We start from the raw sequence: 15,937 nt of genomic DNA, 5'->3' as shown, positions 1-15,937 counted from the left end.
CACCCCGCAACCCCCCGACACCAACACCCCCGCCCCTACGACCCCCGCAGCACCTCCAGCAGCGCGTGCAGCCGGGCCGACGACGCCAGGTCCTCCAGCGTCACCACCCGTCCCTCGCCGTCGGCGATCGGCAGCCGCCAGTTCGGGTACTGGTCCCACGTCCCCGGCAGGTTCTGCGGCCGGCGGTCTCCCACCGTGTCCGGCAGCCACACGCCCACCATCCGCGCCGGGGTCCGTTGGAGGAACCGGTGCACCGCCTGGATCTGGGCCTCCTCGGAGGAGGGGTCGGCGCCGCCGCCGGTGCCGTGCAGCAGACCGAGGCGGGCCAGCAGTTCCAGCCACTCCCCCGTGTCGGCGGCGGCCTCCGCCCGCTCCTCGTCCAGTGGCCGCGTCAACAGGCCCAGGCCGTCCCGGAGTTCGACGTGCTCCCCGGTGAGCCGGGAGGCGGTTGGCGGCAGGTCGTGGGTGGTCGCGGTGGCGAGGCAGTCCGCGCGCCACCGCTCCGGGGGCAGCGGCCGTCCGTCCCCCTCCCAGTCCCGTTCGAACCACAGCACCGAGGTCCCCAGCACCCCCCGCTCGCGCAGGGCCTCGCGCACGCCGGGCTCCACGGTCCCGAGGTCCTCCCCGATCACCAGCGCCCCGGCCCGCGAGGCCTCCAGGACGAGCACGGCGAGCATGGCCTCCGCGTCGTAGCGGACGTAGGTCCCCTCGGTCGGCGGATGCCCCTGCGGCACCCACCAGAGCCGGAACAGGCCCATGACATGGTCGATGCGCAGCGCGCCCGCGTACCGGAAGAGGGCGCGCAGGAGCTGCCGGTACGGCTCGTAACCCGATTCCGCGAGCCGGTCCGGGCGCCAGGGCGGCAGGCCCCAGTCCTGGCCGCGCGCGTTGAAGGCGTCCGGGGGCGCCCCTACGGACATCCCGGCCGCGAAGTACGCCTGCTGGGCCCAGGCGTCCGCGCCCTCGGGGTGCACGCCCACCGCGAGGTCGTGCACGACGCCGACCGGCATCCCCGCCTCCCGCGCGGCCCGCTGTGCGGCGGTGAGCTGGCTCTCGGTGAGCCAGGCGAGACGGGAGTGGAAGTCGACGCGGTCCATCAACTCGCGGCGGGCGCGTGCCGTTTCGGCGGACCGCGGGTCCTGGAGGCCGGCCGGCCAGGCGCGCCGGTCCGAGCCGTGCACCTCCGCCAGCGCGTACCAGGTCGCGTGGTCCTCCAGCGCCTGGCCGCCCTCGGCGAGGTAGTCGGCGTAGGCGGCGAGGCGGCCGGGTCCGAGCGGGACCTCACGGACGAGTTCGAGCGCCTCCCGCTTGAGCTCCCACACGGCGTCCCGGTCGATCAGGGCGCCCTTCTCCAGCACGGTCTCCCGCAGCCGCTCGGCCCGCTCGCGCAGGGCCTCCAGCCGGCCGGTGTCGGCGACATGGGCGTACTCGGGGATGTCCTCGATCCGCAGGTGCACCGGGTCGGGGAACCGGCGCGAGGAGGGCCGGTAGGGCGAGGGGTCGGTCGGCGGGCCGGGCACGGCCGCGTGCAGCGGGTTGACCTGGACGAAGCCGGCACCGAGGGCGCGGCCCGCCCAGGAGGTCAGTTCGGCGAGGTCACCGAGGTCGCCCATGCCCCAGGAGCGGTGCGAGAGCAGGGAGTAGAGCTGGACGAGGAGGCCGTACGACCGCCCGGGCGGCGCGGGCAATCGGGGAGGCGCCACGATCAGGTGGGCGTCGCCGGTGCGCCCGTCGGGGGCGGTGACGGTCAACCGGTGGACCCCGGGCGGGAGCTGTTCGGCCGAGTCCCGCAGCTCGCCCTGTTCGGTCGCGATGCGCAGCCGGGTGCCCTCGGGCAGGCCGGCGAGGAACGCGGGCGGGCTGCCGCTCCAGCACACCACCGTCGGCGGCAGCAGGCGGGCGCTCAGCTCGCGCTCGCGGGCCGCGAGGGCGGCGGCCGGGTCGTCCGTCTCGACGCCCAGCGCGGCCAGGACCAGGGTGACGGCGGTGGCGGAGGCGGCGACCGTACGGTCCGGGGCGGGCTGGTAGGAGGCGGCGACGCCGTAGGACTCGGCGAGCCGGGTCAGCTCCGGACCGGGGGGCGCCGCCATCTAGGGCTCCAGGTGGTCGTAGGACCCGCCGGCCTGGCAGGGCTCGGGGTAGGTGTCGGCCTCGCTGGTCAGGGGGGCGGCGTCGGCGAGCGGCGGTTCGCTGGTGAGGGGCTCGGCGTCGGGCAGCGGCGGTTCACTGGTCAGGGGGGTCTCGGTGCAGGCGCCCTCGGCGCTGAAGACACAGAAGTGGTCAGCGGGCGCCCCGGGTTTGGACGGGGCCGGAAGCAGAAGGTGTGCCGATGCGGCCACGGGGGCCTCCTTGGTCGAGTACGACGACGGGGGTTACCGCAGCCCTACCCAGTGGACGCGAAGGCAGACGTACAGGAGGGGAGAACGTGCTGTTCGTCATGTTCCGTGCCGCGACCGCTCCCGTCCACCGATCGCACGGAGTCCCTGTCTGGTGATCACTATTCACTCAGTACATGTACGTGATGCATACTGAGCTCCATGAGCACCCGTCACATCCTGCTGGGGCTGCTCGCCGGTGGGCCGAGCCATGGCTACGACCTCAAGCGACGCCACGACGACCGTTTCCCGCAGGCCCGTCCGCTCGCCTACGGGCAGGTCTACACGACCCTCCAGCGCCTGGTCCGGGACGGTCTCGCCGAGGTCGACGGCACCGACTCGGACGGTGGCCCGGAGCGCACCAAGTACCGCGCGACCGACGAGGGGGCGCGCGAACTGGCCGAGTGGGCCAGGCAGATCGCCCCGCCCGCGCCCTTCGTGGCGAACGAGATCTTCGCCAAGGTCGTCGTCTCGATCCTGGCCGGAGGCGACCCGGACGCCTACCTGAGGGCCCAGCGTGCCGCCCACATGGCGCGGATGCGGGAGCTCACTGCGGTCAAGACCGCCCCCGGAGCCGACCTCGCGACCGTGCTCTCGGCGGACTACGCCCTCAACCACCTGGACGCCGACCTCCGCTGGATGACCACCACGGCGGCCCGGCTCACCACTCTGACCGCCGAGGTCGACTCGGCATGAGCAGCAAGGGGGACACTTCGGTGCCACTTCTCGAAGGGCGCGACCTCGGCAAGGCGTACGGCAGGGCCCACGGCAGGACGGAGGCCCTGCGCGGTGCCTCGCTGCGGCTGGACGCGGGCGAGATCCTCGCCGTCACCGGCACCAGCGGCAGCGGGAAGTCGACGCTGCTGCACTGCCTGGCCGGGATCGTCCGCCCCGACACCGGTGCGGTGTCCTACCGCGGTGAGCGCCTCGACCAGCTGCCCGAGAAGCGGCTGAGCGAGCTGCGCCGCACCGAGTTCGGCGTGGTCTTCCAGTTCGGCCAGCTGATCCCGGAGCTGACCGCGCTCGACAACGTGGCGCTGCCGCTGCTGCTCGCCGGCGTCTCGCGCGCCCAGGCGCACACCCGGGCCGGTGAATGGCTGGAGCGGTTCGGTGTGCGCGGGCAGTCGGAGCTGCGGCCCGGCGAGATGAGCGGCGGCCAGGCCCAGCGGACCGCGCTGGCCCGGGCCCTGGTCACCGGCCCGAAGGCCGTCTTCGCCGACGAGCCCACCGGCGCGCTGGACTCCCTGGCGAGCGAGCAGGTCATGACCGCACTGGTCCACACGGCCCGCGAGTCCGGCACCGCGATCCTGCTGGTCACCCACGACACCCAGGTGGCGGCCTACGCCGACCGCGAGCTCCGGATGGCCGACGGGGCCGTGGCGGGCGCGGAGGTGACCGCGTGAGCACAGACCCCACGGCCAGGCAGGAAGACCCGCAGAGCACCGCCCGCGCCACCCGCACCGAAGGCACACGGGGCACCAATCCCGCCACCGGCGCCGAAGACCCACAGAACACCAACCGCGCCACCGGCACCAAAGACCCCCAGAACACCGCCCCCGCCACCCGCGCCAAAGACCTACGGAACACCGCCCCCGCCACCCGCGCCAAAGACCCACAGAACACCGCCCCCGCCACCCGCACCAACGGCCCCCTGGGCACCGACCTCCGCCTGGCCTGGCTGCTCACCCGGGGTTCCGATCGGCGGGAGTGGTGGCGGGTGGGGCTCACGGCGCTCGGGGCGGCGCTCGCGACCGGGTTCGCGCTGGCCGCGGCCGCGCTCGCCTCGCTCCAGGGGCAGTACGCGGTCTCCCTCGGCGCCGGCCTCCTCGACCAGCCCGGCACCCGCTCGGGCGTGATCGTCACCCTGCTGCTCCTGCTGGTCCCCGTGCTCGGCTTCCTGGGCCAGTGCGCCCGTATCGGAGCCGTGCACCGCGACCGCCGGCTGGCCGCGCTGCGGCTGGCCGGCGCCACGCCCGCACAGGTACGGCGGATCTCGGCGCTGGAGACGGGCCTGGCCTGTCTGCTCGGCTCGGTGCTCACGACGTCCGCCGCCGTGGTCGTGATGCTGACCGGGTGGCAGAACCCGCCCGCACTGGCCTGGGCCGGGGTCGTGGTGACCGGGCTCGGTGTGCCGGTGCTGGGTGCGGTCGCGGGCGCGGTGGCCCTGCGCCGCGTGGTGGCCTCCCCGCTGGGACGGGTACGGCGGGTGCGGCCGCGTTCGGGGCGGGCCTCGGGGCTGCTGTTCGCGGCCGCGGTGCTGTTCCTGGCCGCCTCTGCGCCGGTCGCCGTGGCCCTCACCTCCCGAGGAGGGCCCCAGCGCACTCCGGCCTACGGCGGGCCGCCGCTGATCGTGGCCGGTCTGCTCGTGGTGGTCGGCGCGGCCGCGGTGGGGCTCGTCGGCGGGACGGCCCGGGTGACGGGCCGGGTGCTCGCCCGCCGGGCCCGTACGGCGGCCACGCTGATCGCGGCGGAACGGCTGCGCGAGGACCCGTGGGCCGCGGCCCGCACCCACGCGGCGGTGCTGCTGGTGACGGTCGTCGGAACGGCCTACGTGGGCGTCCGCCAGGCGATGCTGGCCGATCTCCACGCGACCCGCGCGGACCGGCTCGGCGCGAGCATGTCGTACTACGAGACAGGGCTCGACCTGACGGCGCTGGCGATCCTGGTCGCGCTCGCGATCGCCCTCGGCGGCCTCGCCGTCGGCACCGTCGAGTCCCTGGCCGCCCGGCGCCGCGGCCTGGCCGCGCAGACCGCCGCCGGGGTGCCCCGGTCGGTCCTGGGCCGGGCGCTGCTCCTGGAGACGGCCCTGCCGCTCGGGCCCGCACTGCTGCTGGGCGGCGCCGGGGGCATGGCGATCGGCGTCTGCTACGCCCGCCTCACCGCGGACGGGGCCCCGGTCATGCCGTACGCCGCCCTCCTGGTCCCGCTCGGCGTCTACGCGGCCTGTCTCCTCGCCGCCGCGACCTCACTGCCGCTGCTGCGCCGCTCGGTCCGCCCGGCTGAGCTGCGGTACACGTGAGGGCATGAGTGTCCGGTCCCGGAGGTACAGGGGGCCTCCGGGGCCGGATCCGGGCCGCGGGCGCGGCCGCACGCGCGTGGGCGGCTGCGGCCGCATGCGCGCCTGCGGCTGCACAAAGGCCCGGATCGTCGTCAGGCTGAGATGCCGTCGATCCGGGCCATGGCGTCCTCCGCGCCGTACGGCTGCAAGTAGGGCAACCAGCGCGGGTCCCTATGCCCGGTGCCGATGATGCGCCAGGCCAGACCGGTGGGTGGAGCGGGTTTGTGGCGCAGCCGCCAGCCGATTTCGAACAGGTGTCGGTCGGCCTTCACATGGTTGCAGCGGCGGCAGGACGCCACCACGTTGTCCCAGACGTGCTTGCCCCCGCGGCTGCGCGGGATGACGTGGTCGACGCTGGTTGCGACGCCACCGCAGTACATGCACCGGCCCCCGTCGCGCGCGAAGAGCGCCCTGCGGGTGAGAGGCACGGGACCTCGGTAAGGAACCCTGACGAACCTTTTGAGCCGGACCACGCTGGGTGCGGGGACTGTGACGGTCGCGCTGTGCATGAAGGCGCCGGATTCCTCCAGGGAGACCGCTTTGTTCTCCAGGACGAGGACGAGCGCGCGGCGGAGCGGTACGACGCCGAGAGGCTCGTACGACGCGTTGAGGACCAGGACATGCGGCACGGATGCCTCCTTGGGCGTCGGCGGCGCGTGGCTCGCGCCGGGACGATCTGAGGTCAGTCTCCCCTCTTGGCCGGGAGAAACGCCACCATGTCCCGGTAACGGGCTGGGAGTGTTTTCGACCACACATTTCTTCATCCCCAGGTGAAGCCCGTCTCTCCCTCGTACATGGCAACGATCCCCACACGATGCACCGTTAGTGTGGTTGTTCTGCCGTACCGGTGACCTTTTCGTGACCTTGACCGCCCTGCCGGACGGCAGACGCAAGCACCTGGAGGTACCTGCCGTGTCCTTGTCCGCCGTCCTACTGGCCGCCGGTTCGTCACCGACGCCGACTCCCTCGGAGTCGCCGTCCGCCGTGACGGTCCCGTCCCTTCAGGACGCCCAGGAGAGCGCGACGAACGCCGCCAGCTGGGTCGAGCAGAACTGGTCGACCTGGCTGGCGATCAGCCTGCGCGTCCTGCTGATCCTGGTGATCGCAGGGGTGCTGAGAATGGTCGTGCGGCGGGCCATCACCAAGCTGATCGACCGGATGAACCGCACCGCCCAGGCGGTCGACGGCACCGCGATCGGCGGGCTGCTCGTCAACAACGAGCGGCGGCGGCAGCGCTCGCAGGCGATCGGCTCGGTGCTGCGCTCGGTGGCGAGCTTCATCATCCTGGGCACGGCCGCCCTGATGGTCCTGGGGGCCTTCGAGATCAACCTGGCGCCCCTGCTGGCGTCGGCCGGTGTCGCGGGTGTGGCGATCGGTTTCGGCGCCCGCAACCTCGTCACGGACTTCCTCTCCGGTGTCTTCATGATCCTGGAGGACCAGTACGGCGTCGGCGACACCATCGACGCGGGTGTGGCCTCCGGCGAGGTCATCGAGGTCGGACTGCGGGTGACCAAGCTCCGCGGTGACCAGGGCGAGATCTGGTACGTCCGCAACGGCGAGGTCAAGCGGATCGGCAACCTCTCCCAGGGCTGGGCCACGGCCGGCGTGGACGTGACCCTGCGGGCCTCGGAGGACCTCGACAAGGTCAAGCGGGTGCTGGGCGAGGTCGCCGAGAAGATGAGCAAGGAGGAGCCCTGGAACGAGCTCCTGTGGAGCCCGATCGAGGTTCTCGGCCTGGACAGCGTCCTGCTGGACTCCATGGTCGTGCGGGTCTCCGCCAAGACGATGCCGGGCAAGTCCCTGACGGTCGAGCGCGAGCTGCGCTGGCGCATCAAGCACGCCTTCGACGCGGCGGACATCCGGATCGTCGGCGGCGCGACGGTCCCCGCGGAGGAGGAGTCCGACGATCCGAGCGCGGCGGTGGCGGCCCCCTCGGTCTTCTCGAACTCCGAGTCGCCCCAGCACGCGGCGGCCTCCCCGCTGGCGTCGACCCCGGCGCAGCGCCCGGCGGCGAAGTAGCAGCATTCTCACCATCTTCACGTGAAGGGCCCATTCCCCCCACAAGCATGATCATCTAACGTCGCCCCCACAACGGGCCCTTGTTCTGGAGCGCAACGCCCAGGGGCCCGTTTCGAATGTGGGGAAACACATGAGAAAGCTCGCCATAGGCATCGGCGTGTCCGGTGCCCTGGCCCTGACCGGCCTGATCGCGCCCGCCGCGTCGGCCACCACCAGCCCCGACCTGGTCTTCTCCGACGTCACCGTGAACCACGGGAAGGCGATCGTCGCCGGGACGACCGGCATCGTGAAGGCACCGGTCACGTACACGCTGACCCGGCCGTCCGACCTGACGATCGACTACAAGAAGACGTTCGCGGGCGTCGTCCTCTACCGCGGCACGCTCAGCCGGATGCAGAACACGATCGAGCCGGACCTCCTCACCGCGCCCCAGTGCGCCACCACGGCGACGACGGCCACCACCGTGACGGAGTCCTGCACGGAGACGCTCGTCCTGGACCCCTCGGGCAATCTGTTCGAGGCCGCCGACGCCACCACCTGGAAGGCGGCGGGCGTCTACAACCGGTTCGACCAGGACGACGACGGTTCCGACGGCCACATCAGCCTCGACTACCACTCGGACCTGTGGGGCCCGCTCGGCAGCGGCGTCCAGATCAAGCGCGCGGCGAAGCTCACCGCGGACGCGGCGCCCGAGCCGGTGAAGAAGGGCGCGACCCTCACGGTCACCGGCAAGCTGACCCGGGCCGACTGGGACAGCGGCAGGTACACGGGTTACGTCTCCCAGAAGGCGACCCTCCAGTTCCGTGCCAAGGGGGCGAGCGGTTACACCACCCTCAAGTCGGTGACCTCCGGCACCGGCGGCGCGCTGAAGACGACCACGAAGGCCACCAGGGACGGCTACTACCGGTACGTCTTCGCGGGCACGGCCACCACCGGTGCGGCGACGGCCGCGGGCGACTACGTCGACGTGCGGTAAGAACCCTTCCCCTCCACCGGCCCCCGCAGGTAACGACTCCGTTTCCTGCGGGGGTTCTTGGTTCGCCCCCTCTTGACTCTCCCGAGGTCCAGACCTACGTTCTCTGCATCCGATAGGAAACCTTCCTAACAGTCATCTTTCTCTAGAGTCGTCTTTTCCCTGTAGTCACGGAGAGGGGCACCCATGGCAGGCACACCACGCACGCTCCGCGCCATGAACGACCGTGCCGCGCTCGACCTCCTGCTGGAGCACGGCCCCCTCTCCCGCACCCGGATCGGCAAGCTCACCGGGCTGTCCAAGCCGACCGCGTCCCAGCTCCTGGCCCGCCTGGAGGCGTCGGGGCTCGTCCTCGCCACCGGCACCAGCGAGGGCAGGCCGGGCCCCAACGCCCAGCTGTACGAGGTCGACCCGACCGCCGCGTACGCCGCCGGGCTCGACGTCACCCCGGAGCGCATCCTCGCCGCGGTCGCCGACATCACCGGCCGCACGGTGGGCTCCTACGAACTCCCGACCCCGGGACGGCGGCCCACCCAGCCCGTCGTCCGCCAGGTCACCGATGCCCTGGACGGCGCGGTGAAGGCGGCCGGACTCGCCCGCGGCGACCTCCACCGGCTCGTCATCGGCACCCCGGGCGCCTTCGACCCCAACACGGGCCGGCTGCGCTACGCCTCCCATCTGCCCGGCTGGCACACCCCGGCCCTCCTCGACGAGCTCGCCGCCGTCCTGCCGATGCCGGTCGAGTACGAGAACGACGTCAACCTCGTCGCCGTGGCCGAGCAGCGGCTCGGCGCGGCCCGCGGGCACGAGGACTTCGTGCTGCTGTGGAACGAGGGCGGCCTCGGCGCCGCCCTGGTCCTCGGCGGCCGGCTGCACCGCGGCTGGACCGGCGGCGCGGGAGAGGTAGGTTTCCTGCCGGTTCCCGGAGCACCCCTGGTACGGCATGTCACCAAGGCCAACAGCGGTGGCTACCAGGAGCTCGCCGGCTCCCAGGCCATCCCCCGCCTCGCCCGCGAGCTCGGCATGACGGACATCCCCTCCGGGCCGTACGCCGAGGCCGCCGCCGCCCTCGTGGAGCGAGCAGTCGCCGAGGAAACCGTGCTGAACCGGCTGCTCCTCCAGACCTACGCCACCCGTCTCGCCACCGGTCTCGCCTCGCTCGTGTCCGTCCTCGATCCCGAACTCGTCGTCCTCAGCGGCGCCTCGCTCACCGCCGGCGGCGACACCCTGCGTGACCTCGTCCAGGACGAGCTGGAGGAACTGGCAGCCTCCCGGCCCCGGCTGGTCGTCGGCGACGTCCGTGAACACCCCGTACTGCGCGGCGCGCTGGAGAGCGCGCTCGCGGCCACCCGCGACGAGGTCTTCGACACCTCGCGCTGACCCTCCGACTCCCCCACACCCTCACCTCACCGCCCGCCCCTGGGAGACCTCGTCATGCGCTCAGCCATACCCTCGTCCGCCCGAAAAGCGGCTTTTGCCCTGACCGTGTCCGCCGTGCTCGTCACCACCGCCTGTACCGGCCAGGCCTCCTCGGGGGCCGACGACGACGCGTCCAAGGAGACGACCATCAACTTCTGGCACGCCTGGAGCGCGGACTCCGAGGTGGCGGGGGTGAAGGCACTGGTCGCGGGCTTCGAGAAGGCGCACCCCAACATCCACGTCAACGTCGTCGGCAACATGACCGACGACAAGATCAACCAGGCACTGCGCACCGGCGGCCCCAAGGCCCCGGACGTCATCTCGTCGTTCACCACGAACAACGTGGGCAAGTTCTGCTCCTCGGGCGCGCTGGTCGACCTGAACCCCTTCTTCAAGAAGTCGGGCATCGACCCGGACACCACCTTCCCGGCCGCGATGAACCAGTACACCCAGTTCGACGGCGACCGCTGTGCCGCACCGCTCCTCGGCGACGCCTACGGGCTCTACTACAACAAGACGGCGTTCCAGAAGGCCGGGATCACCAGTCCCCCCAAGACCTGGTCCGAGTTCGAGGCCGACGCCAAGAAGCTGACGATCCCCCAGGGCGATTCGTACAAGCAGCTCGGGTTCATGCCCGACTACCACGGCTGGGAGACCACGACCGAGCACTACCTGGGCCAGTTCTCGCCCACCTACTTCGACAAGGCGGGCAAGTCGACGATCGCCACGGACCCGGCCGTCGCCGCCGCGTTCACCCTCCAGAAGAAGCTCGTCGACGAACTCGGCGGCTACAAGAAGCTGGAGAAGTACCGCTCCGGACTCGGCGACGAGTGGGGCCCCAAGCACCCCTTCCAGACCGGACAGGTCGCCATGCAGCTCGACGGGGAGTGGCGGCTGGGCATGGCCGTGGACGCCAAGCCGGGCTTCGAGATCGGCGTGGCCCCGCTGCCCGTCCCGGACGACCAGGCGGACCAGTACGGCAAGGGCTACATCACCGGCACCATCGCCGGCATCGCCGCCAACAGCACCAAGCAGAACGCGGCCTGGGAGTTCCTGAAGTACATCACCACGGACACGGACGCCGTGGTCGGCTTCTCCAACGCCATCCACAACGTGCCCTCGACGCTCGCGGCCCTGAAGTCCCCGAAGCTGACGTACGACCCGCGCTTCAAGACCTTCCTCGACATCGCCGCGAACCCGCACTCGACGACGGCCCCCTCATCGATCAACGGCGGCGTGTACCTCACGACGATCCAGGAGCTCGGCTACGACTACGAGAGCGGCAAGGTCACCGACCTGAAGAAGGGCCTCGCCGCCGCGGCCAAGCAGATCGACACGGACATCGCGCAGGCGAAGTGATGGCCACGATCACTCTGGAGTCGAAGCGCCGCAGTCCCGGCCTCGCCGCGAAGCGGCGGAAACAGGCACTGCGCACGATCGCCTTCATGTCGCCCTGGCTGATCGGTTTCTCGGTCTTCTTCGCCTACCCGCTGATCTCGACGGTCTACTTCTCGTTCATGCACTACGACGGCTTCCGGCCGCCGACCTGGAGCGGGACGAAGAACTGGACCTACGTCTTCGAGCACTACCCGTTCTTCTGGCCTGCCCTGCGCAACACCCTGTGGCTGGTCGTGGTGATGGTGAGTCTCCGGGTCGTGTTCGGTCTCGGGGTCGGGATGCTCATCACGAAGATCAAGACGGGCACGGGCGTCTTCCGCACGCTCTTCTACCTGCCCTACCTGGCCCCGCCCGTCGCGGCGACCATGGCCTTCGCGTTCCTGCTCAACCCGGGTACGGGACCGGTCAACTCGATCCTGGAGAAGGTGGGCATCCCGGCACCGGGCTGGTTCAACGACCCCACCTGGTCCAAGCCCGCCCTCACCCTGCTCGCCCTGTGGGGCATCGGCGACCTGATGGTCATCTTCATGGCCGCGCTGCTCGACGTACCGCAGGAGCAGTACGAGGCGGCCGAGCTGGACGGGGCGTCGGCGTGGCAGCGGTTCCGGTTCGTCACCCTTCCCAACATCTCGCCGATCGTGATGTTCGCCGTGGTCACCGGCGTGATCCAGACCATGCAGTACTACACACAGCCGTTGATCGCCGGGAAGGTCGCCTCGGGGGTGATCCAGGGCGCGGGCACCCAGTTCGAGCCCGGCTACCCGGACAAGTCCACGCTGACCCTCCCCCAGCTCGTCTACAACCTCGGCTTCCAGCGCTTCGACTACGGCTCCGCGTGCGTCGTCGCCCTCGTCCTCTTCGCCCTGTCGATGGTGTTCACCGCGTTCCTGATGCGGCGCCGGGGCGGTCTCATCCAGGCAGGTGACTGACCATGACCCAAGTACTGGACCGGCCGGTGGAGTTGAAGAAGACCCCGGCCTCGCCCGCCGAACGCACGGCCCGCCGCAAGGCTCTCCTCGAATGGGTCGCGATCCACTCCCTCGGCATCGCCGGCGCCCTCTTCTTCACGCTTCCCTTCGTGTTCGTGTTCCTGACCTCGCTGATGAGCGACAGCCAGGCCCTCAGCCGCGATCTGATCCCGCACACCTGGGAATGGGGCAACTACCAGCGCGTCTTCGACACCCCGGGCTTCCTGACCTGGTGGCGCAACACGCTCGTCTACGCGGGACTGGGAACAGTCCTTACGGTCGTGTCGTCGGTGCCGGTGGCGTACGCGCTCGCCAAGTTCCGCTTCCGCGGCCGCAATCTCTCCCTGATGCTGGTGATCTCGATGATGATGCTGCCGCCGCAGGTCGTCATCATCCCGATGTACCTCTTCTGGGCGAAGCAGTTGGGCCTGTCGGGCACCCTGTGGCCGCTGATCGTCCCAATGGCTTTCGGGGACGCGTTCTCGATCTTCCTGCTCCGGCAGTTCCTGATGACGATCCCCAACGAGTACGTGGACGCGGCGAAGGTCGACGGCTGCGGCGATCTGCGCACCCTGCTGAAGGTCGTCGTGCCGATGGCCAAGCCGGGGATCGCGGCCGTGGCGCTCTTCCAGTTCTTCTACGCCTGGAACGACTACTTCGGCCCGCAGATCTACGCCTCGGAGAACCAGAACGCCTGGACGCTCAGTTACGGCCTGGAGTCCTTCAAGGGCATGCACCACACCGACTGGAACCTCACCATGGCCGCGACCGTGCTGGTCATGGCCCCCGTGATCCTCGTGTTCTTCTTCGCGCAGAAGGCGTTCGTCGAGGGCGTCACGCTGACCGGAGTGAAGGGTTAACCACGTATGAAACTCACCGTGGTCGGCGGAGGCTCGACCTACACCCCCGAACTCATCGACGGCTTCGCCCGTCTGCGCGACACCCTGCCCGTCGAGGAACTCGTGCTCGTCGACCCGGCCGCCGAGCGCCTGGAGCTGGTCGGCGGCCTCGCCCGGCGCATCTTCGCCAAGCAGGGGCACCCCGGCCGGATCACCACGACCCAGGACCTGGACGCGGGCGTGGACGGCGCCGACGCCGTGCTCCTCCAACTGCGCGTCGGCGGCCAGGCGGCCCGGCAGCAGGACGAGACCTGGCCCCTGGAGTGCGGCTGCGTCGGCCAGGAGACCACCGGCGCGGGCGGCCTCGCCAAGGCGCTGCGCACGGTCCCGGTCGTCCTCGACATCGCCGAACGGGTCCGCCGCACCAACCCGGACGCCTGGATCATCGACTTCACCAACCCCGTCGGGATCGTCACCCGCGCCCTCCTCCAGGCCGGCCACAAGGCGGTCGGGCTGTGCAACGTGGCGATCGGCTTCCAGCGCAAGTTCGCCCGGCTGCTCGGCGTCAGCCCGGCCGACGTCCACCTCGACCACGTGGGCCTCAACCACCTCACCTGGGAGACAGGTGTACGGCTCGGCGGCCCCGAGGGCGAGGACGTGCTGTCCAAACTGCTCTCCGAGCACGGTGAGGCGATCGCCGCCGACCTGCGCCTGCCGCGCCCGGTCCTGGAGCGGCTCGGCGTGGTCCCGTCGTACTACCTGCGCTACTTCTACGCGCACGACGAGGTCGTACGGGAACTCGGCACCAAGCCGTCCCGGGCGGCCGAAGTGGCCGCCATGGAGACGGAACTGCTGCGGATGTACGGCGATCCGGCCCTGGACGAGAAGCCGGAACTGCTCGCCAAGCGCGGCGGCGCCTACTACTCGGAGGCGGCGGTCGACCTGGCCGCCGGGCTGCTCGGCGGCGGGGGCAGCCCCTACCAGGTGGTCAACACCCTCAACCGGGGCACGCTGCCCTTCCTGCCCGACGACGCGGTGATCGAGGTACAGGCGGCGGTGGGCCCGAAGGGGACGACCCCGCTGCCGGTACCCGCCGTGGACCCGCTGTTCGCGGGCCTGATGGCCAACGTCACCGCGTACGAGGACCTGGCGCTGACGGCCGCCCTGCACGGCGGGCGCGAGCGGGTCTTCAAGGCACTGCTCGCGCACCCCCTCGTCGGCCAGTACGCGTACGCCGAGGGCCTCACCGACCGACTGATCGCACACAACCGGGAGCATCTCGCGTGGGCCTGACCGCAAGCGTCCTCGCCGTCGACGCCGGCAACAGCAAGACCGACGTCGCGGTCGTCGCGGACGACGGGAACGTCCTCGCCACGGCCCGCGGCGGCGGGTTCCGGCCGCCCGTGGTGGGCGTCGAGGCGGCCGTGGACACTGTCGCCGACGCCGTGGGGCGGGCCTTCGCCGCGGCCGGGGTGAGCGCGGTCGGGCACGTCTCGGCGTGTCTCGCCAACGCCGACTTCCCCGTCGAGGAGGAGCGGCTGGCGGCGGCCCTGCACGCGCGCGCGTGGGGCGAAAGCGTGGAGGTCCGCAACGACACCTTCGCGATCCTGCGGGCCGGTGTCACCGAACCGCGCGGGGTCGCCGTGGTGTGCGGGGCGGGCATCAACTGCGTCGGCATGCGCCCCGACGGCCGTACCGCCCGCTTCCCCGCGCTCGGCCGGATCTCCGGCGACTGGGGCGGCGGCTGGGGGCTCGCCGAGGAGGCCCTGTGGCACGCGTCCCGCGCGGAGGACGGACGGGGCGTCGACACCGACCTCGCGCGCGTGCTCCCGGCCCACTTCGGGCTGCCGTCCGTGTACGCCCTCGTCGAGGCCCTGCACCTGGAGGACATCGCTCCCGCCCGCCGCCACGAACTGACTCCGGTGCTGTTCGCCACGGCCGCGGCCGGTGACCCGGTGGCCCGCTCCCTGGTCGACCGCCTCGCCGACGAGGTGGTCGCCATGGCGACGGTGGCGCTGACCCGGCTCGACCTCCTCGACGAGGAGACACCGGTCCTGCTCGGTGGCAGCGTCCTGGCGGCCCGGCACCCCCAGCTCGACGACGGCATCAGGGAACTGCTCGCCGAACGGGCCCCGAAGGCCGTACCGCGGGTGGTGACCGCCTCCCCCGTCCTCGGCGCCGCGCTGCTGGGCCTGGACCGGGTCGTGGCGCCACCGGAGGCCCAGGCCCGGCTGCGGGCGTACTACGAGGCCTGAGCGAGCACCGCGTCGGCGACCTCGGAGACGGACCGGTCCGTCCCGACGTCGACGCGGGGCAGGCCCAGCCGCTCGACGACGTCCACCATCAGCGACTGGTAACGCACGCTCCGGGCCAGGAACTTGTCCATCAGGAACCTTTCCTGTCCCGACGCCTCGTCGTAGCGCCCGCCCGCACGGATCCGGGCGCGTACGACGGCCTCGTCGGCGGTGAGCCACACGGCGGTGGCATGCGGGGCATCCAGGGCAGCGACCCGCTCCGGCCAGAGCGCGGAGCCCTCGAGCACCAGGCCGGGACCGGCCGCGTGCTCGGCGATCAGCTCCTCGATACGCGGCCACAGGCGGGCGTAGTGGGCGAGGACCGAGTCGGTCAACTCGTCGACGGACAGCGTCGCGTAGTGCTCCGCCACATGGGGCGGCACCTCCCGCTCCGGCGTGCGCCAGGGCCGCCCGGGATGTCTGGCCAGCAGATCCGTCGACCGGTGCTCGAAACCGAGCCGCTCGGCGACCGCCCCGGCGACCGTGGACTTACCGGTATTCGACGTTCCGCCGATCAACACCACTCGTACCCCGCGCACGACGGCGACCCTACGCGCCCCCAGGGGGAACCGAACCGATTCCGGCGGCGTATTC

At 71.6% G+C, this 15,937-nt stretch carries 15 protein-coding genes; 11 read left to right on the top strand and 4 right to left on the bottom strand.

The annotated features are described in order from the left end of the window. Positions 1-35 precede the first annotated feature (35 nt). Together malQ and AQJ54_RS07470 are read right to left on the bottom strand one after the other, a co-directional pair. Positions 36-2,090, bottom strand: a complete 2,055-nt coding sequence (gene malQ / locus AQJ54_RS07475; protein WP_062235270.1) for a 4-alpha-glucanotransferase — start codon at positions 2,088-2,090, stop codon at positions 36-38. Next, complete coding sequence (locus AQJ54_RS07470; protein ID WP_079069776.1) at positions 2,091-2,339, bottom strand: hypothetical protein; 249 nt, start codon at positions 2,337-2,339, stop codon at positions 2,091-2,093. Positions 2,340-2,537: 198 nt separating this feature from the next. Between AQJ54_RS07470 and AQJ54_RS07465 the strand changes: the two genes are divergently transcribed. The 3 genes from AQJ54_RS07465 (at position 2,538) to AQJ54_RS07455 (ending at position 5,394) form a co-directional block, all read left to right on the top strand. Continuing rightward, positions 2,538-3,071 (top strand): PadR family transcriptional regulator, encoded by a 534-nt coding sequence (locus tag AQJ54_RS07465; RefSeq protein WP_062235267.1) that lies wholly within the window; start codon positions 2,538-2,540, stop codon positions 3,069-3,071. Next, the gene (locus AQJ54_RS07460) at positions 3,068-3,778 is read left to right on the top strand and encodes an ABC transporter ATP-binding protein (protein WP_062235264.1); all 711 of its coding nucleotides are present in this window, start codon (positions 3,068-3,070) and stop codon (positions 3,776-3,778) included. The genes AQJ54_RS07465 and AQJ54_RS07460 overlap by 4 nt, the downstream gene beginning before the upstream one ends. Positions 3,779-4,026: 248 nt before the next feature. Then, positions 4,027-5,394, top strand: coding sequence for a hypothetical protein (locus AQJ54_RS07455; RefSeq protein ID WP_062237008.1), 1,368 nt, complete (start codon positions 4,027-4,029; stop codon positions 5,392-5,394). Between the two features lie 131 nt (positions 5,395-5,525). Here the strand turns inward: AQJ54_RS07455 and AQJ54_RS07450 are convergent, their stop codons facing one another. Further along, positions 5,526-6,062, bottom strand: a complete 537-nt coding sequence (locus tag AQJ54_RS07450; protein WP_020116449.1) for an HNH endonuclease — start codon at positions 6,060-6,062, stop codon at positions 5,526-5,528. A gap of 283 nt (positions 6,063-6,345) precedes the next feature. Between AQJ54_RS07450 and AQJ54_RS07445 the strand changes: the two genes are divergently transcribed. From AQJ54_RS07445 to AQJ54_RS07410, 8 genes are all read left to right on the top strand, one after another. Next, a complete protein-coding gene (locus AQJ54_RS07445; RefSeq protein WP_062028042.1) occupies positions 6,346-7,452 on the top strand; it encodes a mechanosensitive ion channel family protein in 1,107 nt (368 codons plus the stop codon). 130 nt (positions 7,453-7,582) lie between these two features. Further along, complete coding sequence (locus AQJ54_RS07440) at positions 7,583-8,428, top strand: hypothetical protein (protein ID WP_062235260.1); 846 nt, start codon at positions 7,583-7,585, stop codon at positions 8,426-8,428. Between the two features lie 183 nt (positions 8,429-8,611). Next, entirely contained in the window at positions 8,612-9,805 is a 1,194-nt protein-coding gene (locus tag AQJ54_RS07435) for an ROK family transcriptional regulator (protein ID WP_062235257.1), read from the top strand. 54 nt (positions 9,806-9,859) lie between these two features. Then, positions 9,860-11,203, top strand: a complete 1,344-nt coding sequence (locus AQJ54_RS07430; protein ID WP_062235253.1) for an ABC transporter substrate-binding protein — start codon at positions 9,860-9,862, stop codon at positions 11,201-11,203. Next, positions 11,203-12,171, top strand: coding sequence for a carbohydrate ABC transporter permease (locus tag AQJ54_RS07425; RefSeq protein ID WP_062027444.1), 969 nt, complete (start codon positions 11,203-11,205; stop codon positions 12,169-12,171). Before AQJ54_RS07430 ends, AQJ54_RS07425 begins: the two co-directional genes overlap by 1 nt. A 2-nt stretch (positions 12,172-12,173) precedes the next feature. Further along, positions 12,174-13,070, top strand: coding sequence for a carbohydrate ABC transporter permease (locus AQJ54_RS07420; RefSeq protein WP_062235250.1), 897 nt, complete (start codon positions 12,174-12,176; stop codon positions 13,068-13,070). A 6-nt stretch (positions 13,071-13,076) separates the two neighbouring features. Then, positions 13,077-14,342: a 6-phospho-beta-glucosidase gene (locus AQJ54_RS07415; RefSeq protein ID WP_062235247.1), complete on the top strand. Its 1,266-nt coding sequence runs from the start codon at positions 13,077-13,079 to the stop codon at positions 14,340-14,342. Continuing rightward, positions 14,333-15,304 carry an N-acetylglucosamine kinase gene (locus AQJ54_RS07410; RefSeq protein WP_062235243.1) on the top strand — a complete coding sequence of 324 codons (972 nt, stop codon included), beginning with the start codon at positions 14,333-14,335 and terminating at the stop codon, positions 15,302-15,304. The genes AQJ54_RS07415 and AQJ54_RS07410 overlap by 10 nt, the downstream gene beginning before the upstream one ends. Here AQJ54_RS07410 and AQJ54_RS07405 read toward each other — a convergent pair. Beyond that, positions 15,292-15,882, bottom strand: a complete 591-nt coding sequence (locus AQJ54_RS07405) for an AAA family ATPase (protein WP_211278506.1) — start codon at positions 15,880-15,882, stop codon at positions 15,292-15,294. The genes AQJ54_RS07410 and AQJ54_RS07405 overlap by 13 nt on opposite strands. Between the last annotated feature and the right edge of the window lie 55 nt (positions 15,883-15,937).

The organism is Streptomyces griseorubiginosus (assembly GCF_001514195.1).
Classification (GTDB): domain Bacteria; phylum Actinomycetota; class Actinomycetes; order Streptomycetales; family Streptomycetaceae; genus Streptomyces; species Streptomyces griseorubiginosus.
This window is presented reverse-complemented; position numbering and strand designations above follow the sequence as displayed.